Raw genomic sequence first — 25,027 nt, forward strand, 5'->3', positions numbered from 1 at the left:
ACCATTTGGTTCACTGGTAGAGAGGCGTTGCTATCTGGACATCCCGATGCCGACCCATGATCCTGCTAATCCCAATCCTCAGTCTGCGGATACGAATCCGGAAGACAATGTCGTCGATCCGCGAGATTTGGTCTACAAGGGGGGCTACGATAAGGAGCCTGACAAAATTGTCAACAACCCAGCGGTGACGCCACCGATGCCGGAAGATACCCAGACCTCGACGGCCAGCTTTATCTCTGATACCGCCGAGGACGATGAAGCGGAGTGGCTGCTGGATTAACCGGGCCGTGGCTTAATCTTCCTCGCCGCCCTCGCCACCGCCGGAAGAACCGCCCCCGGAAGAACCGCCGCCGGAAGAGCCTCCAGACGATCCCCCAGCCGGAGCTTCATCGCAGGCATAGCGTTCCACGGCCAGCACCAGGTCATCGTCGATGGTTTCTAAGGCCGGGGGAGGCACAACCTCTACATTTGTTGTGTAATCCCGAATCTGGTTTTCTCCATAGAAGGCAACCTGGACATAGCACTCCCCAGCAGCGATGGCCCAGTGATCATAGTCGTAGCTGGAATCGAAGGGCACCCGCGACGGCCAGTTGATTACGCCTTCGGGTCGTTCGCCGGAGGCAACTTCGGCCGGGTAGCGGTTGTGCTCGGCCCGATAAATTTTGAGTTCTTTTGCGATCGCATTCATGGCGATCTTGGCTTCGGCATAGCGAGCCCGCCGCGTCATGTTCAAATAAGACGGATAGGCCAGGGCAGCCAAAATACCAAGAACGATAATGACAATCAGCAATTCAATCAACGTAAAGCCTGACTCAGGCCGTCTTGGTTTAAACGCCAACATTTCAGGGAACCACATAACCTAAACTTTTCAGAACAATTTCCCTGGAGACTCGCAGATCGGCTATCTTTGCGAACGGCCTTTGCAGGTGATGCCCGTGATCCTACTGATAATTCCGTGCAATCCGAATGGTTCTAGACCCCGTAGGTGCCAAACCCAGCAATAGCTTCAACCTGAGCCTAGACTGCTCTGGACTAAAGACGGGAAGACTCACACTAAGAACTAAACCCAAACAGGGATATACGAATTATACCGCCGTAACATCATTGCATTTACGGAGACCCCAGCATAAAAACTGGTAACTTCAAATACGTAAATCGAAAATGATCAATAACTTTACGGAGAATCGTCGGATTGAATTAAGATTCTTCCGGATTATCTGGCCGCTCTTAGAAGAATTAAGATTCAGGAAACGAATTAAGCCGGAGGCACTCGACGTCTAGGAGCAGCGTTTCAAGGCTAGTGACTGATCAGACATAGACTCCCCGTGAAATTTCGGGTGTCTTCGATTACACCGCAGGGTTACTCCCATGGCTAGTCAACACCAGTCGCTACGGCCATAGGATTACGATGGGGGATAGGCTACTCTAAAGGGCTGGGAATAGCTTTGATTCAGGAGGTTACGACGGGATGGACTGGTTTAGACTAGAAGGCCTGCCACCACTGGTGTGGTGGTCGTGGTTGGTATGAGTAACCCATGACCAAAATTACGGTAGACAACCTCAGCAAAGCCTATCCTGTGGCTGTCAAAGCAGCCGGGATGGCAGGAACATTGCGGCACTTCTTCCAGCGCACCTACCGCCTGGTGGAGGCCGTTAAGCAGATCTCGTTTCAGGTGTACCCCGGTGAAGTGGTGGGGTTTTTAGGCCCCAATGGTGCTGGCAAGACGACGACCCTAAAAATGTTGACAGGGCTGATCCATCCCTCTAGCGGCCAGGTAAACGTGGCGGGCCATGTGCCTTTTCAGCGAGACGCGGCGTTTCTGCGCCAGATTACTCTGGTGATGGGGCAAAAACAGCAACTGTTGTGGGATTTACCCGCCCTCGATTCCTTGCGGATTAATGCTGCCATCTACGGCCTCAGTGCTAAAGAGTTTCACTACCGGGTGCATGAATTGGCGGAGATGCTCTCCCTGCGCGAGCAGCTGAACCAGCCGGTGCGCAAGCTTTCCCTGGGGGAGCGAATGAAAGCAGAGATGCTAGCCGCCCTGCTGCATCGGCCCCAAGTGTTGTTTTTGGATGAGCCTACCCTGGGTCTCGATGTCAATGCCCAGGTAGCGGTACGCAACTTCTTGCTGGAGTACAATCGCCGCTACCAGGCCACGGTGCTGCTCACCAGTCACTACATGGCCGACATCACCGCCTTGTGTCGGCGGGTGTTGCTGATTCATCGGGGACAGCTGATTTATGACGGCAGCCTAGAGGGGTTACTGAGTCGGTTTGCCCCCTACCGGGAAGTCAAGCTGGATCTCGAGAGCCCGGTTGAGGCGGAGCATTTGCGAGCCTATGGCGAGGTGGAATCCCTCCAGGGGTGCACGGCTAGTTTGATCGTGCGGCGAGAGGCGTTGACCCAAACCGTGTCGCGGCTATTGGCCGATCTGGCGGTGCAGGATCTCAGGGTGACAGATCCGCCCATTGAAGAAGTGATTGGCCGGGTATTTCAGGCCGGGACGGTGGCCTAGTGCACCAAGGCAGGGGCGATTAATGGTGACGTTGTGCGCGGGAGGTTGGCTGGATCTTCTACATGGAGTCACCTCGCTGCAAGCGAGCCGCTATCTCATAGGTCTGGGTTTGCGATCGCATGGTTGGGGCATGGGCGGCCAGATACCGGGCCGTCGCCACTAAGACATGAATGCCCGCTTCATGCCCCTGCCAGTGCTGGTACTGCTGTAGCGCCGCTTCCAGGTTTTGGATGGTGTGAAAATCCCGGTCTTCCCGCAGCAGCAAGTTGCCGAGCATTGCCAACAGTTGCGCCGGGTCGCCGCCGCTGTGGAGATAGGTGCCCACCAGCGTGCTGGCTGCCTGCACCTGTTGCTGACGATTGAGCAAGTCGGGCAGATCGGCGAGTAAGGCCGCAGGCTCTTCAACCCGGTTGTCTAGATCGGGCAGTCGAGCCGGGGGCATATTCAAGAAGCGATTCAGATAGACCGCCATGGCGGCATCGAACACACCCCGCAGCAGCTCCAGGGACGACACCCGCGTCAGCCCCTGATGGACGGCATTGGCAAAGGTAAAGGCATGATGGGCCGTATCCCAATCGCGGAAGTCATTATTGGTTTGGAACTGGGCAATGCGCCGGGCAGCGGCATAGGCCACCATCCCGGCTAGATCCGCCGGGGAGCAGCCCTGGCCGAGGGTCGCGAGTAAGGTCGTTGCGATCGCCTGGGGGTCATCCCCCAGCAAGACCGAAACGAGGGAGTCAACGGCATCGTGGATACTAAACTGCTGGGCTTGCCCGGTTGCGATCGCCTCCGGTAGGGCCTCAAACGTCTGCTCCAGAATGTCTACTAGATCAATCGGGTAGCGCCAGGCATTCGACTCTTCCATGCGCTCGGCACCGGCATATTCTGAAACCAGGCTGGTCAGCACCTGCTCGGCGTTCTGCCAGTGGACACTATCTAGGGCCTCCAAGGCTTTGTTGGTAAAGTCCAGGGCATGGCCACCGTCGATAAAGCGGTGATCGGTGGCGGCCGCAAATAGCATGTCTGCCAGCTGGGGAGGCTCGGCCCCCACCTGCACAGCCGAGGCCAGACAGCGCTCCGCCCCCTGGGCATCCCGCACCTCAATAAACTGACGGAACCACTGTTTCAGGGTCTGGAAACTGGCCGGCGTATTAGGCAGCGGCTGAATCGTAAATCGAGGAGGCTTGCCAGCACAGTCCCGCGCCACGGCGGAGAGGCCATGGTACAGCGCCCTGGGCCGATCGCTTGCCTGTAGATGGGGTAGCAACTGCATCATACAGGTGTGCATGGTCAGCCCTGCCCCCCACCCCTGGCGGCGATAGCGCACGCCAAAGTCCAGCCCGGTCTGAAACGGTTCGGTCGGGTCTACCCCTGCCGCTAGCTGAGCAATAACCGACTTGGCGATCACCAGGGAAAGGCTCTGCTCTAGCCCATCTACCAGGCGCTGCCGGTGGTAGGCATGGGCATCTGCCGGGGGCGTGACATCCACCCAGACCACGCCATCTCGCACTTCGACAGGAAAGGCCTGCCCATCGTCGGCCCAGATATCGAAGGTGCCGCCACTAGTGAGGTCGAACCGGGCATGGTGCCAGTGACAGGTCAAAATGCAGTCTTTAACGCTGCCTTTGTGCAGGGGAAAGCCCATGTGGGGGCAGCGATTGTCGATGGCGTAAATCTGGCCGTTGTGGTGAAACAGGGCAATGGCATGGCCTTCGGCATGGACGACTTTAACGCCTGCCGCCTCGATTTCTGCAACTTGCGCCACCTGAACCAGGTGTTTTTGTTGGGTGGGAGTTTGACTGATAACCATGTTGGCCTCCAGTTAGGGACAGCATGAGGTACGGCATTGGGCTGCTCGCCTGCTGTCGTAATAGGCTTAGTACTCCGCGGCAGAAATAACGCCTCCATTGACTAGAGCGGCAAGGCTGCTACGACCGCCCCACGGCTCCCTTTAGTCAGACCGTACTCCTGGATGTCATGGGTTGGGATAACGACGTCGAGCTCTTTAATCATAGGTTAGTGATCCTTGGCCTTTAACTGCCTGTATAAGGACGGGCGGTAATGATACGGGGTTCTATCTTGGCTCCTGCCCGAAGATCGATTAAAAGTCCGGCCAATAAGCCCCCAAGCGTGGTGCGAAGACCACCTGCAGGCACGTTGCTGCCAAGAATTTTGGTTGGCCCCATGATTAGACCCAATGGGATAACACCAATTTCAGTATAGAGAATGTCAGGATCGGCTCTTCCCCATCTATCCAGGGACGGATTCGCGTTTTCGTTACCGTTGTTAACATGCCTTCGGAACAGGGGGCATGGCCATCGCTGCGATGCGTTGGCAGTTTTACGCTGAGCAGATCACCTGAGGCTAGATCAATGACTGGATTGGTCATGGCTTCAACTACTTGGCCCGGGCAATGGTTCGGGGGCTGCTCAGCCTTTGTTGTCATCAATCCTTAGGAGGCTCATAAGTTTAATGTGGCAAGAGGTTTGGAATTATGGCCTATGGGGCAATCAAGTCAGTGACTATGCCCTTGCGATCGCAATTTTGCTCATCGGCGTCATCGCCATCAATATCGTGCGGATCGTGGTGATCAATCGGCTCAAGAATTGGGCCCAGCGCACCGCCACCCCCCTGGACGATCGTCTCTTACACCTACTAGAGCGCCCTGCCGTGCGGTTAGGGTACCTGGGTACGTTTTACGTCGCCATCAGCAATCTAGAGCTGCACCGGATTCTGCAACAGAGTATTCGCGTGGTGTGCGTGATTGTCGCCACCATACTCGTCATCTGCTTGCTGGGCTCCCTGGTGGAATATGCCGTGCGTCTCTATCTAGTTGCCCGGCGCTCCGATGCCACCCTGGAGCAGACTGTCAATGCCATTGTCCCGGCCATCAAGATAGTGCTGTGGGCCGTAGGCTTGGTCTTCCTGTTAGATAACCTAGGCTTCGATATCTCCGCGGTTGTGGCTGGCCTAGGCATTGGGGGTATCGCCGTGGCTCTGGCAGCCCAGGGACTGCTGCAAGACTTATTCAGCTACTTCTCCATCCTCATCGACCGCCCCTTCGAAATCGGCGACTTCGTCGTCATTGGTAATCTGGTGGGCACCGTCGAGCACATTGGCATCAAAACCACTCGCCTGCGCAGCCTCAGTGGCGAGCAACTGGTGGCAGCCAACACCGACCTGACCTCGTCTCGAATTCAGAATTACAAGCGCATGGAGCGTCGCCGCATCGCCTTTGCCCTCGGCGTCACCTATGAAACGCCTACCGCGAAACTAGAGGCCCTGCCTGAGATGATTCAGCAGGTGATCGACAACACGGCCAACGTCAGCTTCGATCGGGCCCACTTCCTCTCCTACGGTGACTTCAGCCTCAACTATGAAGTCGTCTACTACGTCGAGACCAGTGACTACGCCATCTACATGGATGCCCAGCAGGCGATCAACCTGGAATTAAAGCGCCGCTTCGAAGCCCAGGGCATTGACTTTGCCTTCCCGACTCAAGTGCTCTACACCTGGCACCAAAACCCGGCGGTGTCCACCAACGGCAAGACGGCTGCCGCGGGGGAGTTGGCTGACGTCAATCCCTAGTCAGGAGTCTCAAGGCACAGCCCGTTTGCTGTAAAGACGACCCACAGTCAGCCTGGCCCAGTCGAGGTCAGGCTGTATGGGTCGATGAGCTTTTCTGCAGCCGGGTCACGGCGTAGACTGGCAAGAAACTGTCCCATACAAATCGCCATGGCACCTTGGAATCGACTGCGCTGGAGTCTGCCGCTGGGGGCAACCGGAGCCCTGGTAATGACGATGCCTGGCTATGCCAACGCGCCCCTCTCGCTGGTGTATCCTCCTGACCAGCACCAAACCGTGGCCCGACCGCATCTTTTTCATTGGCACTGCCGCCCCCGATCAGCCGGTACGCCTGAATGGGCAGGTGATCGAAGACCGCAGCGCTGCCGGCCACTTTGCCCCAGCCTGCCCCTAGAGCTGGGAGAGAACAGGTTCACCCTCAGCCAAGGCGATGACACCCTCACCCTGACGGTGACCCGCCTACCCCAGGGGGCGACTCCACCCGAGGGCATCGCCTTCGTAGAGGGCTCGCTGCAACCGACGGTGGATACGGCCTACCAACCCGGGGAAACGGTGTGCCTGGGTGCCCTGGCCCCTGCCGAGGCTGAAGTCTCGGTTGAGTTGGGCCAGCGACGCTTCCCCCTGGCTCCCCAGACTCCCATCGAACTGCCCCCCAACTATGCCGCCCTCACTGACGAGGGGGAGCCCTATGTGGCGGCACCGGTGTCTTACCAGGGCTGCTTCATCGCCGACCAACCGGGGAACTTGGGGGCTCCCACCTATCGCCTCAGTCTCCGGGGCACCACCCTGACCCAGACGGCCCCAGGCGCCCTCTCCATCTTGGCCCCAGACCAGTTTGACGTTGCCGAGGTCACCGCTGACTCGGGCACGGCCCGCACCGGCCCCAGCACCAGTCACTCTCGCCTCACCCCCCTGCCCCAGGGCACCCGCGCCCAGGTGACGGGGCGCCAGGGCGACTGGCTGCGGCTAGACTACGGCGGCTGGATCCATGGCTCCCCAGACCCAGGTGACTAGAAATACGGTGCCGCCCCACTCCATCATTCGCAGCATCACCGCCCGTCAGGGTGCCGGGCTGGACCGAGGTGCGCTTTCCCCTGCAGGTGCCGGTGCCCATCCAGGGTAGAGCAAAAACCGCCGAGCGCCTGACCCTGACCCTGCACAACACCGTGGCCCAAACCGATACCATTTTCTTCTCAGAGGATCCAGTGGTGCAGCGGCTAGACTGGCGGCCCCTCCTGCCTGATCAGGCCCAATATACCTTTCACATGACGTCCCATCAGCAGTGGGGCTATCGCCTCCGCTACCAGGGCACGACCCTGGTGCTGTCCCTGCGCCATCCGCCGGTGCTGGGAAATGGGGCGCCTCTGCAGGGAGCCACGATTCTATTGGACCCCGGTCACGGTGGCGAGGAACTGGGGGCACGGGGACCCACTGGCTATCCCGAGAAGGCGGTGAATCTAGCCGTCTCTCAGCGGCTGCAAGGGGAACTGGAGGCCCGTGGCGCCCGGGTAATGCTCACCCGGCAGGAGGATAGGGCTGTCTCCCTGCGCGATCGCATGGATCAGATTGTCGCCGCCGCCCCCACTCTGGCCCTCAGCATCCACTACAACGCCCTGCCCGACAGCGGCGACGCCCTCAACACCGCCGGGGTGGGGGCCTTCTGGTACCATGCCCAAGCCCACGATTTGGCAATGTTTCTGCACAACTACCTCACCACTGAGCTAGACCGACCAGCCTACGGTGTCTTTTGGAACAATCTAGCCCTGACTCGCCCCACCGTGGCCCCGACCGTCTTGCTAGAGCTAGGGTTCATGATCAATCCCGATGAGTTCGAATGGATCACCGATCCTGCGGCCCAGCGAACCCTGGCTGCCACCCTGGCCGATGGCATCGCTGTCTGGTTGAGACAACGCACCGCCCCAGGCCGCACGGAGTAATTCCATGCCCTCTCTCCCCCGCTTTCAAAACCCGGCCCTCTGGCAACAGGCCATGACCCATTCCTCCTATGCCAACGAATCTCCCGACAGTGGAGCCAATAACGAACGGCTAGAGTTCCTGGGGGATGCGATTTTGACCTTTCTCAGTGGGGAATTCTTGTTCCAGCGTTACCCCAACTGGAGCGAGGGGGAACTGACGCCGCTGCGGGCAGCACTAGTGGATCAGCAACAGTTGGGGCAGTTTGCCCAGCAATTAAACCTGGGTCAACAGCTGCGCCTCAGTCGGGGAGTCGAGGGTAGCGGTGGACGCACCAATCCCCGCTTACTCAGTAGTGCCTTCGAGGCGTTGATTGGCGCCTACTTTCTCGATAGCGGTGCTGATATGGCCCAGGTGCGTCAATATGTGGTGCCTTTCTTCGAGTCGGTGATCGCCGAGCGGGTGGCCTCGGTGCAGCAGCTGAACCCCAAGAGTCGACTGCAGGAATGGGCCCTGAGTCATCTAGGTGAAATCCCCCGATACACCATTGTGGCAGCCTCCGGGCCTGATCATGCCAAACAGTTCGTGGCAGAAGTGAGACTGCAAGGCACTCCCTATGGGCGGGGCAGTGGCCATCGCAAACAAGAGGCCGAAAAGGAAGCGGCTCGTCAGGCCTTAAAGCGGCTGCAACATCCTTGACGGAGTCTACTCATCCCCAGGCCAGCGACGATAAGGGAACATGTCACCTTAGCCTCAAGGGGGCCCTCATCTTGGGTTTGTATAAACTCGAGCCCCAGGTTTATAAATGCTGCAATTGGTTAGCCCCACAACCCGCAGGCTGTGCAGCATCCCATAGAGACTAATCACCTGAGATATGAGCGTATTTTGTCGTGCATGTCCTGCCCCTAACGGAGCCATCTCGATCCTCATGTAGCCGTTGTCAAAATAACCGCGCCCCTTCTCGTACTGAGGATCGTCCATGGCCGCAGCAAACTCGCCCCAGGTGGCTTTTATCCAGGTATCAGTTTGAATCTGAGAGGTTGATAGGGGCATAGCTTGATGCTTGCGATCGCAGCCTTGGAACCTGCTTCTAGTTTAGTGCTCGGCCTGAGAGGACATTTGGAAACTCGGCTGAAAGGCTTGTAAAAGACGGAACACTGGCGAAGAAGCAGGGGTGATTGGCGACCTAGCAATGGCACACTGAACTACTAGTCGGATATCACCTTGGTTCATTGGGAAAAATTTGAGGACTCTTGGCGAGCCTATGATGGGCTACGGGAGATCGAGCCGGAAATGCGCATCAATCTGCTGCGGGTAGATCAGAACTGGCTCACTGCCGATCAGCTTTGGCAGATTGAGCATCATCTGGTGGCCGTGTGAGGATTCATCAACGCCAAATGAGAATTACAAGAAGCTATAATCTGAGGCAACAGCATTGAATTAACCCCATGGCTACAGTAGCAATTTTGCCCATCTCTGATTCCAGTGGTGAAAGAGCCTATCGAGCTATTTCAGGAGATAAGCATTCCACTGGTAAAACGGTTGGGCAAGCCCTTGATGCCCTGACGGCTCAGTTGGGTGAGGTTGAATTTAGGGCTTTGCTTTTGATTCAGAGCTGTCGACCCGATCCATTTTTCAGTGCGGAGCAACAAGGTCGTTTATCTGAACTGATGGATGTATGGCGTGCAGCCAGAGATCAGGGGCAGGAATTACCAATAGAACAGCAAGACGAACTAAATGCCCTGGTGGAAGCGGAACTACGAGCCGCTACAGCTCGTACTGCTGCCTTGATACAACAAGGGAATCTATGAATCCCTTGTACGCGGCTGTTGCAGAGCGAGCAAACCACCGTTGTGAGTATTGTCAGGCCCCAGAGGTTGTTTTTAGCTTTCCCTTTGAGGTTGAGCACAGTGTTCCACTGGCTCGACAAGGACCACATGACAAAACCAATTTGGCTCTGGCTTACCGCTCCTGCAATCTCCGCAAAGGCTTGCGGATCAGTGGCACGACCTCTGGTGGCAGGGTACTTTCCAAATATCCTCCCCACTACCCCACTACCCTACCCTCCGGGAAGCCGCTCCGCGTCTAGCACCCTACCCTCCTAAAAGCCGCTAGCATAGTGACAACGATGGGGGTGACAGCATGGTTGATACTGCATCACGTCCACAAGGTATTGAAACCGACACCTGGATACCCGCGACCTGGGAAGCATTTGTGACGCTGTCCAATCGGCCCGGTTTTGATAAAGCTCGGGGCTACTACGACAAGGGGTGGATGCGGCTTGAGATGGCAGCACTAGGGCCTTGGCATGGGCGGGATAATGCCGTGGTGTTGAAGGTTATTGGTTTGTTTGCTGGGCTGACCAATATCCGAGCCGTCGAACTCATCAATACTAGTTTTCACAAATCCGGAGAGCGGGAAGCTCAGCCCGATATTGCCTTCTATTTGGGGGAAAGCTTTCAACTGCTACCGAGAACCAATCAACCAGTCGATGTTGAAGTCTATGGTGCTCCTCAGCTTGCGGTAGAAATTGCCTCGACCACCTTAGGGGATGATTTAGGCCGAAAACGGTTGCTGTATGAGCGGCTGGGAGTGCAGGAGTATTGGGTCGTCAATGTAGCGATGTCGGAGGTTGTCACCTTCGCTGTCGAAAATGGTGGCAGTCGAGAGATTCGAGAGTCTCAGGTGTTGCCAGGGCTAGCATTGTCGACTGTGGAGGAGGCCATGCAGCGCAGTCAGACTGAGGATGATGGGGCGCTGACTCGGTGGTTAATCCAAACGTTTCAAGGGTAGCGATCGCCCTATGTATCCCACCCCCACAGAGCGATTTGACGAGTTTATCAATCACCATCCAGAGAATAAGCTGGAGCTGATAAACGGTCAGCTGATTGTGGGCAACGCTCTGACAGGCAGTCGATTGCTACTGAGGCAAATTCTGCATGGATGGGGAGCTGAGGCCGCGATCGCCCTTGCTCCGACAGAAACTTGGCTCTCAGCGCTGGCTGCAAGCTACAATTTGACGCTTCCCAAGGCGACTTCTATCGAGGCACAACTCAACGCCTTGGAAGCACAGACGAAGGACTTTGAGTTCACTCCAGAAGACTTATCGGCTGGGGGGACAGAGGCCACCTGGCCGCACCATCGAACGCGCCAAGCCTTGACGATGGCTTTGTTCCGGCTGGCTGGAAACGTCGGCGGACAGTCCCTAGGGCGGGACTTCGTCATGCGCCTGGGGGACAACGGGTTTACACCAGACTTGGTGTTTTTCAAAAATTCCGGATTGAACCGGCTGTATGACGCTTTCATCAGTGGGCCAACAGAACTCGTCGTTGAAGTGCTGATGCCAGGGCACGAAGAGGCCGATTGCACTACTAAGTACGAGTCCTACCAAGCCGCCGGAGTACCTGAGTATTGGCTAATCGATCCGAGTGCGGAACAGGTGACGTTTTATCGACTCATAGAGGGTCGCTATCAGTTACAGTCGCCAGAGGCAGACGGCGCTTACCGCCCTAGCAGCATTCCAGGGTTAGCGTTTCGAGCGGCAGAGCTGTGGCAGGAAGAGGAGCCGCATCCGCTGGAGTCTTCGCTGTTTGTTGTGGAGCAGCGGGTCGAGGGATTTGAGCGGCAATCAGAGGACGAGGGACCCCATTGGGGATCGCTATTGTTTATTCCGAATATTCAGATCGATCCGGTGCCGATTAGCTTCGAGGAATTCATCAGTTGGGCTCCCAGAGCCAAATTTGAGTTTATCCAGGGAAAGCCGCTGATTGAATCGACCCCTGGTACGCGCAATGTGCTGGCGATGTTGTTAATGACCTTTGGTCTGGCCAGTGTGGTGAAGCTATTGCCACCCCAAGCTTGGATTCAGGGATTGCGGCAGCGTCTGGATTGGGAACGCCAGGATGCTGATCGCAAAGCCGAGTGGTGGGCGATCGCCCGTAAAGCAGCAGAGAAACTCCGCACTGATTTTTCGGTGGGGCGCTTGGGAGTCATTGGTGACTTGACGATGCCACAACCGTTGAATTATTGGTCGGGCATCACTCTAGTCTATTGGGAGAAACTGGAGAATTCCTGGCAAGCCTATGAGGTGCTCCGCGACATCGACCCGGATCGCCACATTGTTGATTTACGCCAAGTAGACGAGCGTTGGCTCACAGCGGATCAACTCTGGCAAATTGACCGTTATCTAGTGGAGTTGTGATGGCGATGTTGCTGGCGCTGGTTATGGGCATTGCGTTCATCAGGTTTTCCACAGATTGACCTTCCACGAAACTAGTGAACAGTAGTACGATCTAAGCGCTACCGAACTTGCTGAAGCTGGTGGTTAGTTTCTTCTAGGTCAAAGGCTTCAGCATCTTGGGATCGCCTGCCAGGTAGCCAATGCCGCGATGAAGATGTAAGCGAAGTTGAGTGGCTAGGGTGTCGGGATCGGTGCCCAGGTGGTTGTCGTTGTGGCAGCGCTGTTTGAGGGCGATCAGGAGTTGATCGGCAATGGGACCGCCGAAGACTTGCCAGGTCATTTCCAGGTTGCTCTCGGCAGGGATGGGCACGGGGGAGGGGAGGGAGGGCTTGGCCAGAGAACGGTAGAGGGCCCAGCGGCAGAGCACATTCCAAGTGGCAATCTTGGTGATCCGCTTTAGTTTGATGAGTTGGTCTTTGGCGGCTTGGGAGAGTTTGATGCGATCGACTGGGGGGTGCATGGTAAATGAGGGAGTAGATGGATTGATGGATGAATGGGGTCAGACGATTAGAATTGGTGTAGAGGATTGTCGAGCAAGGTTGCTGGCATGATGTCTGGTCTGCCGATGGTTTTAAGTCTGGATCAGGTTGAATTGACGGATGAGCAATTCTACCGATTATGCCTGGCGAATCCGAATACACCCCTGGAACGATCAGCTTCGGGAGCGTTGGTCATTATGTCACCCGTAGGGGGAGAAAGCGGGGAACGAGAAGCTGATTTGATCACAGACTTAGCGCTTTGGAATCGACAGATTAAATTAGGCAAGGTTTTTAGCTCATCGACGTTGTTCAAACTACCGGGAGGCGGGGATCGATCTCCTGATGCTGCTTGGATAGAAAAAACGCGTTGGAATGCATTATCTCCCGAAGAGAAAGCCGGGTTTCCACCGATATGCCCTGATTTCGTCATTGAGCTTCGTTCTAAAACGGATGCTTTGCCTCCTTTACGGGACAAGATGGAGGAGTATCTAGCCAGTGGTTTACGGTTGGGCTGGTTGATTAATCCCCAGGGACAAGAAGTCGAGGTTTATCGACCGGGGGCAATCGTCAAAAAAGTGCCCTTTCCAGCCCGTTTATCCGGGGAAGACGTCTTGCCGGGGTTTAAGCTGACTTGGCCTTTGCCGGATTAGAACTATTCGCTAAATTACCAGAAGTAGCCCTCTTTGACTTCGGTTTGTCTTGCTTTGGAAGCATATTCCAGTAGATACTCACGTGCGATCGCACTCTGTCATCATGGCTGTTTCAATGCTCCATCAATTGTAGCCACCCACCATCCCACTACCCCACCAGGGAAGCCGCTCCGCGTCTAGCACCTACCCTCCTAAAAGCTGCTCCGCATCTACATCCAACTCTCCAGTAAGATGGTAGTAGCGTTGCTAAAGGCATAATGCCTATGCCGTTGAACTCTGCGATGATTAGCGTTTCGCCCGATGTCATGGGTGGTACTCCGGTTTTTGTGGGAACTCGGGTTCCTGTCGAAACTCTCTTCGACTATCTCAAGGCTGGAGAGTCCGTTGACGATTTTTTAGAGGGGTTTCCTACGGTGGCTAGGGAGCAAGTTATTGGACTCCTTGAAGAAGTAGGCAACCAATTGATTGGCTCTAAGGTTGCTTAGAATGAGGCTCATTCTAGATGAGTGTCTTGACCGAAGGCTCGCCAGAGACCTTGCTGGCCATGAAGTCAAGACCGTTCCCCAGATGGGATGGGCCGGAATTAAGAATGGCCAACTGCTGCCCCTAGTCGAAGAACATTTTGATGTGTTTATCACGGTTGACCGAAACCTGGCATTTCAGCAGAATTTGCTGCAATTTAGTATTGCTGTCATTGTTTTGCAAGCTCGGTCGAACCGATTAGCGGACTTGCAACCTTTGGTACCCAACATCCTTGCTGTTCTACCCACAGCGCCAAAAGGAGAAGCCACGCTAGTTAGTGCATAACCATCACATTTCTACAATCTCACCGCCTCACCATCCCACCACCCTACCCTCCGGGAAGCCGCTCCACGTCTAGCACCCTTCACCCAACAGACTTGTTGTTTACTCGGTGGGTTTCCTCTGACACCATGTGGGCATGGGAAAAGCGGGGAAAGTGCTCAGGCAGGTTTTGGAGGAGTACGACATCAGTCAGTACAGCCTACCGGTGACAATGGATATAGAATGGAATAACGTTTACCGCTGGGTGAATGAGAAGCGCGATCCAACTGCTGAAACGGTGGTCGAGATCGTTCGAGCGCTGAAAAAGCTTAATCCTGAAGCATCAAAGGCTTTTGTGCAGCAATATATGGGTGATGAGCAGTAGCCGCCTTGCTCGAAACTCAGCTTTAATCAGTGATCTGAAAAGCAAAGAGCGATCGCATGTCTCGATGCGATCGCTCCTCAAATCGATTTAGGGTTGCTCGAGAACCTAAGCAGCTGCTTGTCGCTCCCCAGAGGATTGGCTGGGCCGCCGCCGCTCAGACCGTCGAGTGCCGCCTGCCATCTCATATTCCGAACTCTTGCGGCCATAGACAAAGCGACTTGGGTTTACTGTTGAGTTGTTTCGGCGCGATCGCTTTCAGCTCTCCTACAGGTTTTGCTCAGAGGATTTGAAGCGATCGCTGGCAAAGAAAGACCCGGTGATGGGGATGAAGCATGGCCGGGTGAGCCCGAATCTGGACCAGCACATGGCCGATGAGATGAATTGCAAAGGGAATTACTACTGCTCGCGGTTGAGGGCGGCGTGTGATTTTAGGATTGTGGATTTGCCGAGTGACGAGTTGGTGGCGTGGATTGTGGCGCAGGGATTGCCGTTCGACTCGCTGTATTTTTACGGGGCAGAGCGGCCCATTTATATCAGCTACGGGCCGCAGCATAAGCACGATATTTGGACTTTTACGGAAAAGGGAACGCCGACACGCAAGGGGCTGAAGGCGTGGCGCGATCGCCCCACATCAAGCAAGGGCTAACTAACGGCAAATTCGGTGAACTGACGCTTGAAGGGGGAGTGGAAACCCAGCACGATGTCGTGCTTAGGCACGCCTCGTTCCACAAGTTCGAGAGCAATGCCGCCTTCGGTGCCGTCGTGCTGAATCCAGATTTTGCCGTCTTTGATGTCGAGGTGCAGCACGCAGCCGTAGACTCGGCGTTTATTGGACCAACCGACGTGGACGACCTGGTAGCGATCGCGCTGGGTATCGAAAATTAGCTCAGTTTCTAGATCGGGGTTATTGAAGTCAACTTTGCTGTAGTCTTCCAGAAGGTCTTGGACGAGTTGACGGTAGCTGTCTACGCTTGCCATTTCACGATCACCTCCTCCTCTAGATCATAAATCAGTAATCTGACTTGATAGCGCTCAATCAACCTCCGAGGCAGCTCCAGCCGGAAGAACTCCCTTTCAGCATCAACTGGAATGGCTAGAAAAAGAGTGCGATCAGGCTCTTCTTCTTCTAGTGCAAGTTGATATTTCAGAAATTGTCCTAAAGCGGCGTTGAATTCCGTCGTGGCTGAAGGGCCAATGAAACTTTTGATTTCGACGGCAATTTTCTCATCACCCCGATCAGCCGCAAGAATGCGCTCGGCCCCCAGGTCAACATACATATCGACCCCACCAAAACTGAGGAACAGCGGATCATGGGTGATGGTCCAACCGTCTTTTTCGAGGGCGCGCTTGGCAGCATTGTGGAAAATGTCTTTAGCGGCCATTGTTTAGTCTCAGAACAAATGACTAGCGTTTCCGCATCAGCGTGGTGGGATAGCAGTCAATCACGAAGCTGCGCATGTAGCTCCCTTTTGAATCCGATTCCAGGAGTCCTTCATAGGTTTCTTTGGGAACTTCGGAGTATTGGTAGGTTTTTCCGGAGTTAAAGATAACCAGTAGGGTTTCGTTGTCTTCATCGTAGCCAAAGGCTTGAATCATGCTGGATTCCACAAACTGTAACTCCATCAGGCACAGACTCCCTTACGAAAATGCTAAGGGAATCTTGCGCTGGGGTGCGATCGCGAGTCAAGTGAGGCTTGCTCAATGGATTTGAAGCGGCGGCTGGTTGAGCACCAGCAATTCTGGAACCATGCCCCGGAGTTTCTGCTGTAGCTTGTCAAAGGACTCAGCTTCTGTGACGAGGCCAGGTACGTCTTCGCTAGTTGCGACCCAGACCGCTGCGTCAGCATCCCAAAAGGCATTGACCTGGAAAACGGTTGCTGATGTCATCCAAATTCACCTGTTGTGAGGTTGGGTATATTTCTCAGTGTAGTCGGCGTTTACAAGCGATCGCGACCAGCTCAGCCAAGGACTAGCCAAAGATCAATTTGGTGAACTCGTTCAGGAGATCTAACGTTTCCGCATGAGGGCGCAGGGATAACAGTCAATCATAAGGCTCCGCATGTAGCTGCCTTTAGAATCTGCTGCCAACAGTTCCTCATAGGTTTCTTGGGGAACCTCCGAATACTGGTAGGTTTTGCCGGAATTGAAGATAACCATGAGTCATGGGTAGGATGGGCAAAGCGCAGCGTGCCCATCAGACTCTCTGCCCAGTCAACAATTTGCCATCTCTATGGACTACCGACGCGATTACGCAAGGGTTTTACCAAGCCGACTGGGGAACCCATGTGGAGGCTATTGCGGCTTTTGATGATATGGAATTGGAATAGCAAGGCGGAGCATGGTATTCGAAGGGTTTGATGGGCACGGGCAGAGCCCTTTGCCCATCAAACTACTGGGACTGGCTCAACTACGACTATTATCAGCGTGAGCAGATTTGCTCGATTGGTTCAGGCGCAGTTGAATCAGGCATTAAACAGATTGGTCGCCGCATCAAAATCTCGGGGGCTCAGTGGAGCGAAGACAACGTTCCACAAGTCTTAGCTCATCGCTGCACTTACCTAAATGGCATGATTGGGAAGCCAAGGTGACATGCTCCCGATACTTTGTGCGGTTTCTTGTATCGAAACCAACAATTTGCTAGTCGTCTGACAGTATAGGGACCAATCACACACCCTAAACAGTCCTAGAGAAAGGGCTTTCAGAGATCTCTTGACATATCTTTAGAAAAATAATTCTGATCCGGAATAGCAAGGTTCGGCTGTGTAGAGGAAAACAGCGATCAAAAATCTGCTGTTACAGATATTTCTAATCCTAACAGCCCGGACAATTTTCTAAGCAAGCCCTGAAACCCTGGATTTCTCGTTCGCTCGACTGCACTAGAGAGGGTTGAAAGCCGCATTCTGGTGTTAGCAGTCAAGAACTATCCGGAGCATTGTAATCCAAGTCAGAAGTCTATAGCCTACAGGTAATTGTCATGAGTTTCTGCATCAACCCCCAGTGCTCGAAACCTCAAAATTCCCGACAGCCCCTTTTTTGCGAATCATGTGGCTCAGATCTACTGCTTGATGGTCGCTATCGAGTCATTGAGCGTCTCGGCAGAGGTGGCTTTGCTGACACGTATGAGGTTTTTGAATTTGGTACACCCAAGATTCTGAAAGTTCTACATCATAAAGAACCCAAGGCACTTGAACTGTTCAAACGGGAGTTCGATGTACTAAGTCGTCTCAATCATCCCGGCATTCCCAAAGTAGACCCTGACGCATATTTTACGTTTATGCCAAAAGGCTCTTTAGAAGTTCTTCATTGCTTTGTAATGGAGAAAATTGAGGGAATGGACCTTGAGAAATATATGGAAAAACGTGGCAATCAACCTATTTCAGAAAAGACGGGGTTGGCTTGGCTAGAGCAAATCGTTGAAATTTTGCAGGTTATTCACGAGCAAGACTTTCTGCATCGCGATATCAAGCCAAGTAACATCATCTTAAAACCTGATGGCCAATTGGCTCTGATCGACTTTGGTGCCGTCCGGGAAATGAGTCAAACCTACATGCAAAAGTCTAAAATCACGGCCATCTCATCGGCAGGCTATACACCTCCCGAGCAAGTCAATGGCAAGGCCATTATACAATCTGATTTTTTCGCTTTAGGTAGAACCTTTGTCTTCCTCTTTACTGGAAAAGAACCTGGAGCTTTTAATTTAGATCCCCGAACAGCAGAACTTGTCTGGCAGGATGATGCCAAGCAAATTTCAGAGAGAGTCATCGGCATCATTGATCTAATGATGGCTTATATTCCAGACAACAGACCTGCTCTAGCATCAGACGTTCTTCAGGAAATCGAATCACCAAAAATATCTCAGAAAATCGAAACGCCCCATTCAAAAAACATACAAAAGCAAGCTTTTTGGCGGAGGTTTCCAGCCGCAGTAATCGATTATGCTGCTATAGCGATACTCGGAGTAATTCCTTACAGTATACTCTATGAAGTTTTAGATCGAATTAATCCATATCCTTCATTCCCATATGGCCTGTTCTCTGATGAAGTAGATCCTATTGAAGAGCAGCTGCATAACCAGCAAGTTGATTTGCACTGGCAGCTAGACAATATTTTTCAATGGATAAGTTTGGTTTCTACATATCTAATTGTCGGGGCCGTATACCACGCCTTGACGGAAAGTTCCACGCGGCAAGCAAGCCCAGGGAAAAGACTTTTTAAAGTACATTTGAGAAATGAAATTGGGAATCATTTAGGTTTTATGAAAGCTTTAGCAAGAGCTATTCTTAAACAAATATTCTGGTTGCTTTTTGTCCTTTATCCTATTGCATCAGCCACCTATGTTTATGGCAGCCTTTACTGGTTTAGCCTTGCTGCTTTTCTGTTTGTGGTTATTTCTTTGCTGATCACTCTTCGAAACAAGAACTTTTTGTACGATTTGGCATCCAGAACGAAAGTTCTGATCAAATAAAAACGTTTAGAATCGAGGATATATATCCAAATGATATTATCTCTGAACTGTCGTGCTTGGAACCCATTTTAACTTTTAGATTTCACCTAAAACGCAAAAGCTTACAGGAAAAGGTTATGAGCCTCTGCATCAACCCCCAATGCACACATCCTGAAAATTCTCGGCAGCCCCTTTTTTGTGAATCCTGCGGATCAGAATTGTTGCTCGATGGTCGCTATCGAGTGCTTCAGTATTTGGGCGGAGGCGGTTTCGCTGATGTCTATAGCAATCCCAGTTGATTTATGAACAAGGTGAATATTCTTCTATTTTAGAAAAATCGAACTTTTGATGATCTATAAAGAACTCAAACAGATACTTTACAGCGGGGAAAGAACGACACAACCTCCAAAATCTTCTCAATGAATTTTTGGCTTGTAACCAAACATCTTCCACTGGATTTTGTTCTGGTGAATTGGGTGCAAATAGAATACATTTGAATTGCCATTCTGTCTCTTCTTTCCCATGATTGACTGTAGCTAAAAAATCTTTGATCTCTTGTGACTTATGATAACTAGCGCCATCCCAAATTAATGCGATTTGCTTCCCAGGATTTTGTTCCTGCAAGTACTTCATAAAAGCAACTGTATTCTCTCCATTCCCTTTCTCGTAAGGATGCAAAATAAATTCTTTTGTTTGATAGTTTAATGCGCCATAATATGTTTGCCTGATTCTCTCGTTTGTAATAGGGATTTCGATTCGCATATCTGTCTTGCCCCAGACATATCCACAAACATCACCCCAAAGGAGATGACACTCATCCAAAAAAAGTACAATCAATTCCCCAGACTCAATTTTGAACTGGTTTTGACGGATAAATCCTTGGATTTCTTCTCTTTTTTTTTGACTAGAGCTGGATCAGATTTTGGGTTGGTTTTTTGAGATTTCTTCCAACTAATACCTGCTTCCGAAAAAAGTGTATAGTAGCTTTGCTTAGACTTGTAAATCACATCATAATGTTCATCTAAATATGAAACTAATTCATCAAAGTTCCAGTAGTTTCTGGTTCTCAGCCACGAGATAATTTCTGTACGATCATCTGGGGTTAGGTAACTTTTTGATCCTTGGTAGCCGAGTTTAATACCTTCAATGCCTTGTGCTTCGAATCTGTTCTTCCAATATGTAATAAAAGACTTGTTTATTACCAGAAATTTGGTAATCTTAAAATATGGCTCACCCTCCAATGCCATTTTTACAGCCAATGCTCGCTTAAGCTCTCTTGAATCAGGATTACTACTTATAAAGTCTGATAGAATAGCACGATTATCTACTTTTTGTTGGTGTTCTAATTGAAAACTATTCATGAGTACAACTGTATTGACAGCTTGATGATATTTATATACTACCCATTCTAAACTCATTTAGGGTTGCTATATGAGGTTGTAGAGTTTGGCGAAGCAAAGGTTCTTAAAGTTCTAAGTTACAAAGCTGAAAATAAGGAAGAAGCACTTCCAAAATTATTAGAACTCTTTAAGAGAGAATATGAGGTACTAAGCCGTTTGAATAATGATGGCATTCCAAAAGTAGATCCAGGTGATTATTTCATATTTACTCTAAGGGGATCTTCAGACGTCTTCCATTGCTTTGCGATGGAGAAAATTGAAGGCATGGACCTTGAAAAATATATGAGAAATCGCGGTAATAAACCTATTTCAGAAAAGACAAGTTTGGCTTGGCTTGAACAGATTATTGGAATTCTGAAGGTTATCCACGATCAGAACTTCCTTCACAGAGATATCAAACCTAGCAACATCATCTTAAAACCTGAGGGGGAGTTAGTTTTGATTGACTTCGGTGCTGTTCGAGAAATGAGCCAAACATATGCAATAAAATCTACAGGTACATTCGTTTGCTCGCTTGGTTATACATCACCAGAGCAACAAACAAGTAAGGCGATACCTCAGTCTGATTTTTTCGCATTAGGCAGAACCTTCGTATTCCTTCTTACTGGAAAGGAAATAAAAGATCTTGAACTTGATGAAACAGCAAAGGAGCTAATCTGGCAAGAGCATGCTATGCAGATCTCAGAAAGGCTTATCAGAATTATTGACTCAATGGTGGCATATGCTCCAGCTAAAAGGCCAAGTAGTGCAGAAGATATCATTCATGCCTTAGAGAGTATTTCCAAAAAGCCTTCTCCAAAAGGACAATCTAATTCGAAGCCCTATAAGACTAATCTGAAGCCCTATAAGACAATAAGAAAAGATATTTATAAAAGAGTTGTAGCATTTGTGCTCGACTACTTCATGATAGGGAGTTTATTTGTCGGTATTGCATATTTTTTCTTCCACGAAGCACTATTGAACGAATTTCATGACCCTTTGTGGCTTATATATCTAGGTTTCCCTGTAATTCTTGGGGTTAGCTTCGTGGGGAATGTTTTCGACGATGGTGGCTATTTATTTGTCTGGCCATTTCCATTCTTTTTTATGCTTTTTGTTTTCGCCTATCCAATATTTTCAGAAAACTCGAAAGCGATGGGAACTCTAGGGAAAAGTATAGTTGGATTGAAAGTATTAAGAGTTGATCTTAAGAAAGCATCTAAATTGCAGATATGGTTTAGGACGACACTTAAATTTTTATACTCTATTTATATCGGCGGCTCTTTTTTGTTTTTCATCCCCGCAGTTATTCAAGACTTTGGAGAGAAATTAAGAGAACCTTCACCCAGAAGTTCAGCGGCGATGCTATTGGGCTGTGTGTGGTTAATTTCGACCCTTGTATCACTCAAACCATTAGTTTCCGGTGGAAGACTTATTCATGATATTGTTTCCGGAACACTGGTTGTGTCAAGAAAGAAGTAAGCTGAAAGACCACTTTCAGAACAAAATATGGCTATTACTCTGAATTTGATTCATAAGAGTTTAAATGCTCAAGCTGCCACATCTTGGGATTTTGATACTAAGAGAAACAACTCCTCGATAATTATTGGTCGAGATTCGAGTTCTTGTCATGTTCATCTCAAAGACCTTTCTGTAGCCAAAATACACGCCTCAATATTTTTCAAGGCTGACTTTAATGGATACTACATTCATAACTTGCAGCCATTAAATCCAATCTCTATCGATGGAGCAGTTTTAATTCAAGGCGAAGCTCGACTTTGGCAAGGGAGTACTATTCAACTCGGTAACTCCACATTATTAGTTGAAAAACTCAAACTCTCATCGAATAAAGCGATCTCTAGCCAAACACCCAATCGTAATTCCCTCTCTACAAATTCTCCAGCGCGGTTGATTACCCCTTCTCAATTGTCCTCATCACCACCCACGCCTCAGCCTACCCAAGAACACGGCCTTCAGTGCCCTAAATGCCAAACGATCCATCCCTTAACTAGTCAGAATGTATCTTGTCATATTTGCGGCCATTTCTTGGCAGATGCTGATAGCGTCTTGATATCTCCCAAGCACTGAGAAGGTGAGTAAATCATGCCTCCCTTTCCCCTTAAAATTCGACTTACTTGGAAGGATAGCGTTACCCAAGATACTCGAAATCCGCTTCTCAGCTTACCCATTGCACTGGGAAGCGAATTCTCAGCCATGCCAGCAAATTTAGGGCAGTTGGCAGTTTCACGCATGACATTTCGAGATCCGATCGCCTCCAAATTTCATGCCTTTATTTATTTAGAGAACAATCAACCTGTCATCATTGATCAAAATACGCCTGCTGGAACCTGGATCAACAACGTTAGAGTTCAAAAACATATTCTCCGAGATCACGACGTTATTTGCCTGGGGAATCAAGAGATTCGCGTCCGCTTGGTTTCTCAGGCTTCCTCGCCAACATCTGCCAGTTATCAATGCGCAAACGTTCCTCTCAATCCGCCAACGTCTCAACCTCAGACCAAACCTAAATTTCCACCTGCGGCCTTCAAACAAGCTGAGTATGTTTCGCTTGACTACCTGGAGGAGACGGGGCGATTCAACCCCAGAAAAGATCAGTTCGACTACGCTGCCATTGGCGCAGGGCTGGGCAGTTACATTTGGGTAGACTTTCTTCGTATCTTTGGGGTGAAAGCAGAACGCATTGTGGCGTTGGGTACTCAGGATAAGCCCTATGCCCGATATCAACAGTTGTGCCTGAATTCTCAAATTCCCCCTCACGAAAGACTACGCTCTAACTCTGACTCTTGCCCAGACAACATTTGGGGGTGGCCCAGCTATGCCCTGAGAGAGTCCTGGCAGGATTTCTGGAAAGGACGTGTAAACCATACTCTCGAATCTCTCTGGCAAGTTTTTTCTGAACCCGTTCTTGCCGAAACTTATACGCCAAAATCCGGGAATGTTTTCAAGTCCATTGACCGAGAAGCGAACCGGATTGGATGGTCAGACATTTTTCGGCATGGCAGTGTCCGCGCCATTCGCAAAATGAGTGATGGCAGATATGCCATTGCCTATTCCCAAGGAAAAGGCCGATATGGTTTTGTAGTGGCGAAACACATTCATCTATCAACAGGGTATCCCGGCATCCGACTGTTGAAACACTTGAAAGAATATCGAGATAAAACAAAGGATCTCAAATCTGTGGTTAATGCTTACGAGTCTCACGAACATATCTATGACTCTCTAGTTGAGCAAGGCGGTACTGTGCTGATTCAGGGCCGAGGCATTGTTGCCTCCAGAATTCTTCAACGGATTTATGAGACTTGCCAGAAAAGTTCTCACCGTATAGAAGTGATCCACATGATGCGGCGACCTATTGGCAGGAATGAGGGAAATAAATTTGGTCTAGCGCAGCGCTCAGTCAGCAATCACTTTGAATTACAACCATTCAACTGGCCGAAAGCTTGTTGGGGAGGAGACCTCCGGGACGTGTTGGAGAAGGCTAGTGACTCGGAAAGAACTCAACTCCTCAAAGCTTGGGGTGGCACAACTACTGCTGATCGCCGTGATTGGCAAAGGATCATTGCTTCTGGACTCCGAGATCAATGGTATCGGCCTAAATTTGGTTCCGTGAAAGAAGTTGAGCCTGCTGGTAGGCAGCTTAAAGTTACATATTCCGAAGTTGAAGGTGGCAAAGTTCAGGGAGTTGCCACTCGGGAAGTAGACTTCATCATTGACGCTACTGGTTTAGAAGCTGATTTGGAAGTGAGTCCTCTCTTAAAGGATTTAATTGATTGCTACAGCTTGCAACTCCTTGATAACGGACGATTCAAAATCTCGAACGAATTTGAAATTGCTGAGATGTGTTCCAAGCAGACGGGCCAGCAACCAGGGCATATGTATGCCTCTGGTGTAATCACACTAGGAGGACCGTACGCGGCTGTAGACAGTTTCTTAGGGTTGCAATATGGAGCTCTTCGCTCTATAGATAGCCTGGTAAAAAAACGGGCACCTGGTCTGCGTCGTCTCAATGGACTGGCTTCACTTTGGCAATGGTACAAGTGGGCTACTTATCAAAAACCATGACACCAACATTACTCGGTCGCTGGCAGACTCGAATTCTCTTATTTGGCACTATTGGCCTATTAATCACAGCAATCTTTGCATTCTGCATTGTCAGTCCTGGAGGTACAGTCTTTTGGCAGGTGCTAGGTTATGTACTGCTGTTTGGCCTTCTCTGGGACATTCTTTACACGCTGCTGCAAAAGCTCCGCTGGGATCATGATTGGCCTGCTATTTTCCAACTGCTTGCCGGTATCTGGGAGGCTGTTTTTGTAGTGATGCTAGTTTCAGCAGGTATTTTGCCTGGAATTGAGTCGATTAATTTCGGCTGGTTTTTGGTTCATTACACTGCTGTTTGGTTAGGCATCTTTATTACTTCCCAATCATTAATGCGCATCTGGTTTCCTCGGTGGCGTTTCTATGGTGGCAGATGGTTGTAGAGGTTGAAAGATTTTGTCGTGCTATCCATCTGCGGCTTTGCTCTGGATTGGAAAGACTAGCTTTGCTAAGCAAGCATGTTCTAGTTTTCCCAGCAGTCCTTTAAGTAATTTACTTACTCCGAACTAATCTGTGGCCCCGCAACTCTGCAC

At 51.1% G+C, this 25,027-nt stretch carries 28 protein-coding genes and 4 pseudogenes; 22 read left to right on the plus strand and 10 right to left on the minus strand.

Annotated features, from left to right (window positions below; all coding sequences use genetic code 11):
• Window positions 1-46: 46 nt before the first annotated feature.
• Window positions 47-280 (plus strand): hypothetical protein, encoded by a 234-nt coding sequence (locus XM38_RS01810; protein ID WP_080812858.1) that lies wholly within the window; start codon window positions 47-49, stop codon window positions 278-280.
• Between the two features lie 12 nt (window positions 281-292).
• On the opposite strand, the gene XM38_RS01815 is transcribed toward XM38_RS01810, so the two are convergent.
• Window positions 293-841 (minus strand): type IV pilin protein, encoded by a 549-nt coding sequence (locus XM38_RS01815; RefSeq protein ID WP_187329229.1) that lies wholly within the window; start codon window positions 839-841, stop codon window positions 293-295.
• A 694-nt stretch (window positions 842-1,535) separates the two neighbouring features.
• On the opposite strand from XM38_RS01815, the gene XM38_RS01820 reads away from it, so the two are divergent.
• Window positions 1,536-2,519 carry an ABC transporter ATP-binding protein gene (locus tag XM38_RS01820; protein ID WP_080812854.1) on the plus strand — a complete coding sequence of 328 codons (984 nt, stop codon included), beginning with the start codon at window positions 1,536-1,538 and terminating at the stop codon, window positions 2,517-2,519.
• Between the two features lie 58 nt (window positions 2,520-2,577).
• Here the strand turns inward: XM38_RS01820 and XM38_RS01825 are convergent, their stop codons facing one another.
• Together XM38_RS01825 and XM38_RS28535 are read right to left on the minus strand one after the other, a co-directional pair.
• Complete coding sequence (locus XM38_RS01825) at window positions 2,578-4,329, minus strand: Rieske (2Fe-2S) protein (protein WP_088428925.1); 1,752 nt, start codon at window positions 4,327-4,329, stop codon at window positions 2,578-2,580.
• A gap of 101 nt (window positions 4,330-4,430) precedes the next feature.
• Window positions 4,431-4,532 carry a DUF4926 domain-containing protein gene (locus tag XM38_RS28535; RefSeq protein ID WP_137454985.1) on the minus strand — a complete coding sequence of 34 codons (102 nt, stop codon included), beginning with the start codon at window positions 4,530-4,532 and terminating at the stop codon, window positions 4,431-4,433.
• Between the two features lie 459 nt (window positions 4,533-4,991).
• Between XM38_RS28535 and XM38_RS01835 the strand changes: the two genes are divergently transcribed.
• The 8 genes and pseudogenes from XM38_RS01835 to XM38_RS01865 all read left to right on the plus strand — a co-directional run bounded on the left by XM38_RS01835 (window position 4,992) and on the right by XM38_RS01865 (window position 12,219).
• Window positions 4,992-6,107 carry a mechanosensitive ion channel family protein gene (locus tag XM38_RS01835; protein WP_088428927.1) on the plus strand — a complete coding sequence of 372 codons (1,116 nt, stop codon included), beginning with the start codon at window positions 4,992-4,994 and terminating at the stop codon, window positions 6,105-6,107.
• 147 nt (window positions 6,108-6,254) lie between these two features.
• Window positions 6,255-8,041: pseudogene (locus tag XM38_RS28540) on the plus strand (N-acetylmuramoyl-L-alanine amidase).
• A gap of 4 nt (window positions 8,042-8,045) precedes the next feature.
• Window positions 8,046-8,717, plus strand: coding sequence for a ribonuclease III (rnc, locus tag XM38_RS01845; protein ID WP_080812848.1), 672 nt, complete (start codon window positions 8,046-8,048; stop codon window positions 8,715-8,717).
• 525 nt (window positions 8,718-9,242) lie between these two features.
• Window positions 9,243-9,398, plus strand: coding sequence for a hypothetical protein (locus XM38_RS25635; RefSeq protein WP_187329230.1), 156 nt, complete (start codon window positions 9,243-9,245; stop codon window positions 9,396-9,398).
• Window positions 9,399-9,466: 68 nt separating this feature from the next.
• Window positions 9,467-9,829: a hypothetical protein gene (locus XM38_RS01850; RefSeq protein WP_080812841.1), complete on the plus strand. Its 363-nt coding sequence runs from the start codon at window positions 9,467-9,469 to the stop codon at window positions 9,827-9,829.
• Window positions 9,826-10,107 carry an HNH endonuclease gene (locus XM38_RS28545; protein WP_088428929.1) on the plus strand — a complete coding sequence of 94 codons (282 nt, stop codon included), beginning with the start codon at window positions 9,826-9,828 and terminating at the stop codon, window positions 10,105-10,107. The genes XM38_RS01850 and XM38_RS28545 overlap by 4 nt, the downstream gene beginning before the upstream one ends.
• 53 nt (window positions 10,108-10,160) lie before the next feature.
• On the plus strand, window positions 10,161-10,811 hold the full coding sequence (locus XM38_RS01860) for a Uma2 family endonuclease (protein ID WP_080812837.1): 651 nt from the start codon (window positions 10,161-10,163) through the stop codon (window positions 10,809-10,811).
• A gap of 10 nt (window positions 10,812-10,821) precedes the next feature.
• Window positions 10,822-12,219 (plus strand): Uma2 family endonuclease, encoded by a 1,398-nt coding sequence (locus XM38_RS01865; RefSeq protein WP_080812833.1) that lies wholly within the window; start codon window positions 10,822-10,824, stop codon window positions 12,217-12,219.
• A gap of 133 nt (window positions 12,220-12,352) precedes the next feature.
• On the opposite strand, the gene dndE is transcribed toward XM38_RS01865, so the two are convergent.
• Window positions 12,353-12,718, minus strand: a complete 366-nt coding sequence (dndE, locus tag XM38_RS01870) for a DNA sulfur modification protein DndE (RefSeq protein ID WP_080812830.1) — start codon at window positions 12,716-12,718, stop codon at window positions 12,353-12,355.
• A gap of 90 nt (window positions 12,719-12,808) precedes the next feature.
• On the opposite strand from dndE, the gene XM38_RS01875 reads away from it, so the two are divergent.
• The 5 genes and pseudogenes from XM38_RS01875 to XM38_RS01895 form a co-directional block, all read left to right on the plus strand.
• Window positions 12,809-13,387, plus strand: coding sequence for a Uma2 family endonuclease (locus tag XM38_RS01875; protein ID WP_202978977.1), 579 nt, complete (start codon window positions 12,809-12,811; stop codon window positions 13,385-13,387).
• Between the two features lie 263 nt (window positions 13,388-13,650).
• Window positions 13,651-13,872, plus strand: a complete 222-nt coding sequence (locus tag XM38_RS01880) for a DUF433 domain-containing protein (protein WP_080812826.1) — start codon at window positions 13,651-13,653, stop codon at window positions 13,870-13,872.
• Window position 13,873: 1 nt separating this feature from the next.
• Entirely contained in the window at window positions 13,874-14,194 is a 321-nt protein-coding gene (locus tag XM38_RS28550) for a DUF5615 family PIN-like protein (RefSeq protein WP_080812823.1), read from the plus strand.
• A gap of 133 nt (window positions 14,195-14,327) precedes the next feature.
• Window positions 14,328-14,555: a helix-turn-helix domain-containing protein gene (locus tag XM38_RS01890; RefSeq protein ID WP_088428931.1), complete on the plus strand. Its 228-nt coding sequence runs from the start codon at window positions 14,328-14,330 to the stop codon at window positions 14,553-14,555.
• Window positions 14,556-14,793: 238 nt separating this feature from the next.
• Window positions 14,794-15,201: pseudogene (locus XM38_RS01895) on the plus strand (hypothetical protein); the annotation flags it as partial.
• On the opposite strand, the gene XM38_RS01900 reads toward XM38_RS01895, so the two are convergent.
• From XM38_RS01900 to XM38_RS28555, 5 genes are all read right to left on the minus strand, one after another.
• Window positions 15,198-15,533 (minus strand): XisI protein, encoded by a 336-nt coding sequence (locus tag XM38_RS01900; protein WP_080812817.1) that lies wholly within the window; start codon window positions 15,531-15,533, stop codon window positions 15,198-15,200. The pseudogene XM38_RS01895 and the gene XM38_RS01900 sit on opposite strands and share 4 nt — an antisense overlap.
• The gene (locus tag XM38_RS01905) at window positions 15,521-15,937 is read right to left on the minus strand and encodes a XisH family protein (RefSeq protein WP_080812813.1); all 417 of its coding nucleotides are present in this window, start codon (window positions 15,935-15,937) and stop codon (window positions 15,521-15,523) included. Before XM38_RS01905 ends, XM38_RS01900 begins: the two co-directional genes overlap by 13 nt.
• A gap of 22 nt (window positions 15,938-15,959) precedes the next feature.
• On the minus strand, window positions 15,960-16,178 hold the full coding sequence (locus XM38_RS01910) for a KTSC domain-containing protein (RefSeq protein WP_080812808.1): 219 nt from the start codon (window positions 16,176-16,178) through the stop codon (window positions 15,960-15,962).
• A 75-nt stretch (window positions 16,179-16,253) separates the two neighbouring features.
• Window positions 16,254-16,442 carry a DUF1902 domain-containing protein gene (locus XM38_RS01915; protein WP_080812805.1) on the minus strand — a complete coding sequence of 63 codons (189 nt, stop codon included), beginning with the start codon at window positions 16,440-16,442 and terminating at the stop codon, window positions 16,254-16,256.
• 120 nt (window positions 16,443-16,562) lie between these two features.
• The gene (locus XM38_RS28555; protein ID WP_080812803.1) at window positions 16,563-16,712 is read right to left on the minus strand and encodes a KTSC domain-containing protein; all 150 of its coding nucleotides are present in this window, start codon (window positions 16,710-16,712) and stop codon (window positions 16,563-16,565) included.
• Between the two features lie 245 nt (window positions 16,713-16,957).
• Here XM38_RS28555 and XM38_RS01925 point away from each other — a divergent pair.
• From XM38_RS01925 to XM38_RS28560, 3 genes and pseudogenes are all read left to right on the plus strand, one after another.
• Window positions 16,958-17,143 (plus strand): annotated as a pseudogene (locus tag XM38_RS01925) (ISKra4 family transposase); the annotation flags it as partial.
• Between the two features lie 386 nt (window positions 17,144-17,529).
• A complete protein-coding gene (locus tag XM38_RS01930) occupies window positions 17,530-19,020 on the plus strand; it encodes a protein kinase domain-containing protein (protein ID WP_080812801.1) in 1,491 nt (496 codons plus the stop codon).
• Between the two features lie 116 nt (window positions 19,021-19,136).
• Window positions 19,137-19,283 (plus strand): annotated as a pseudogene (locus XM38_RS28560) (4-Cys prefix domain-containing protein); the annotation flags it as partial.
• Window positions 19,284-19,299: 16 nt separating this feature from the next.
• Here XM38_RS28560 and XM38_RS28565 read toward each other — a convergent pair.
• Window positions 19,300-20,360, minus strand: a protein-coding gene (locus XM38_RS28565) for an IS630 family transposase (RefSeq protein WP_088431483.1) whose coding sequence is annotated in 2 segments (ribosomal slippage) — window positions 19,300-19,898 and window positions 19,898-20,360 — 1,062 coding nt in all. Because the reading frame shifts where the segments join, the coding sequence is not laid out codon by codon here.
• Between the two features lie 63 nt (window positions 20,361-20,423).
• On the opposite strand from XM38_RS28565, the gene XM38_RS01945 reads away from it, so the two are divergent.
• The 4 genes from XM38_RS01945 to XM38_RS01960 are packed head-to-tail and all read left to right on the plus strand — an operon-like array spanning window position 20,424 to window position 24,877.
• Window positions 20,424-21,860 (plus strand): protein kinase domain-containing protein, encoded by a 1,437-nt coding sequence (locus tag XM38_RS01945; RefSeq protein WP_080812797.1) that lies wholly within the window; start codon window positions 20,424-20,426, stop codon window positions 21,858-21,860.
• Window positions 21,861-21,887: 27 nt separating this feature from the next.
• Window positions 21,888-22,466, plus strand: a complete 579-nt coding sequence (locus XM38_RS01950) for an FHA domain-containing protein (protein ID WP_080812795.1) — start codon at window positions 21,888-21,890, stop codon at window positions 22,464-22,466.
• A 15-nt stretch (window positions 22,467-22,481) separates the two neighbouring features.
• Entirely contained in the window at window positions 22,482-24,461 is a 1,980-nt protein-coding gene (locus tag XM38_RS01955) for an FHA domain-containing protein (RefSeq protein ID WP_080812792.1), read from the plus strand.
• Window positions 24,458-24,877 (plus strand): hypothetical protein, encoded by a 420-nt coding sequence (locus XM38_RS01960; RefSeq protein WP_080812789.1) that lies wholly within the window; start codon window positions 24,458-24,460, stop codon window positions 24,875-24,877. The genes XM38_RS01955 and XM38_RS01960 overlap by 4 nt, the downstream gene beginning before the upstream one ends.
• Window positions 24,878-25,027: the final 150 nt, after the last annotated feature.

Origin of the sequence: Halomicronema hongdechloris C2206, from assembly GCF_002075285.3 — a bacterium.
Classification (GTDB): Bacteria; Cyanobacteriota; Cyanobacteriia; order Phormidesmidales; family Phormidesmidaceae; genus Halomicronema_B; species Halomicronema_B hongdechloris.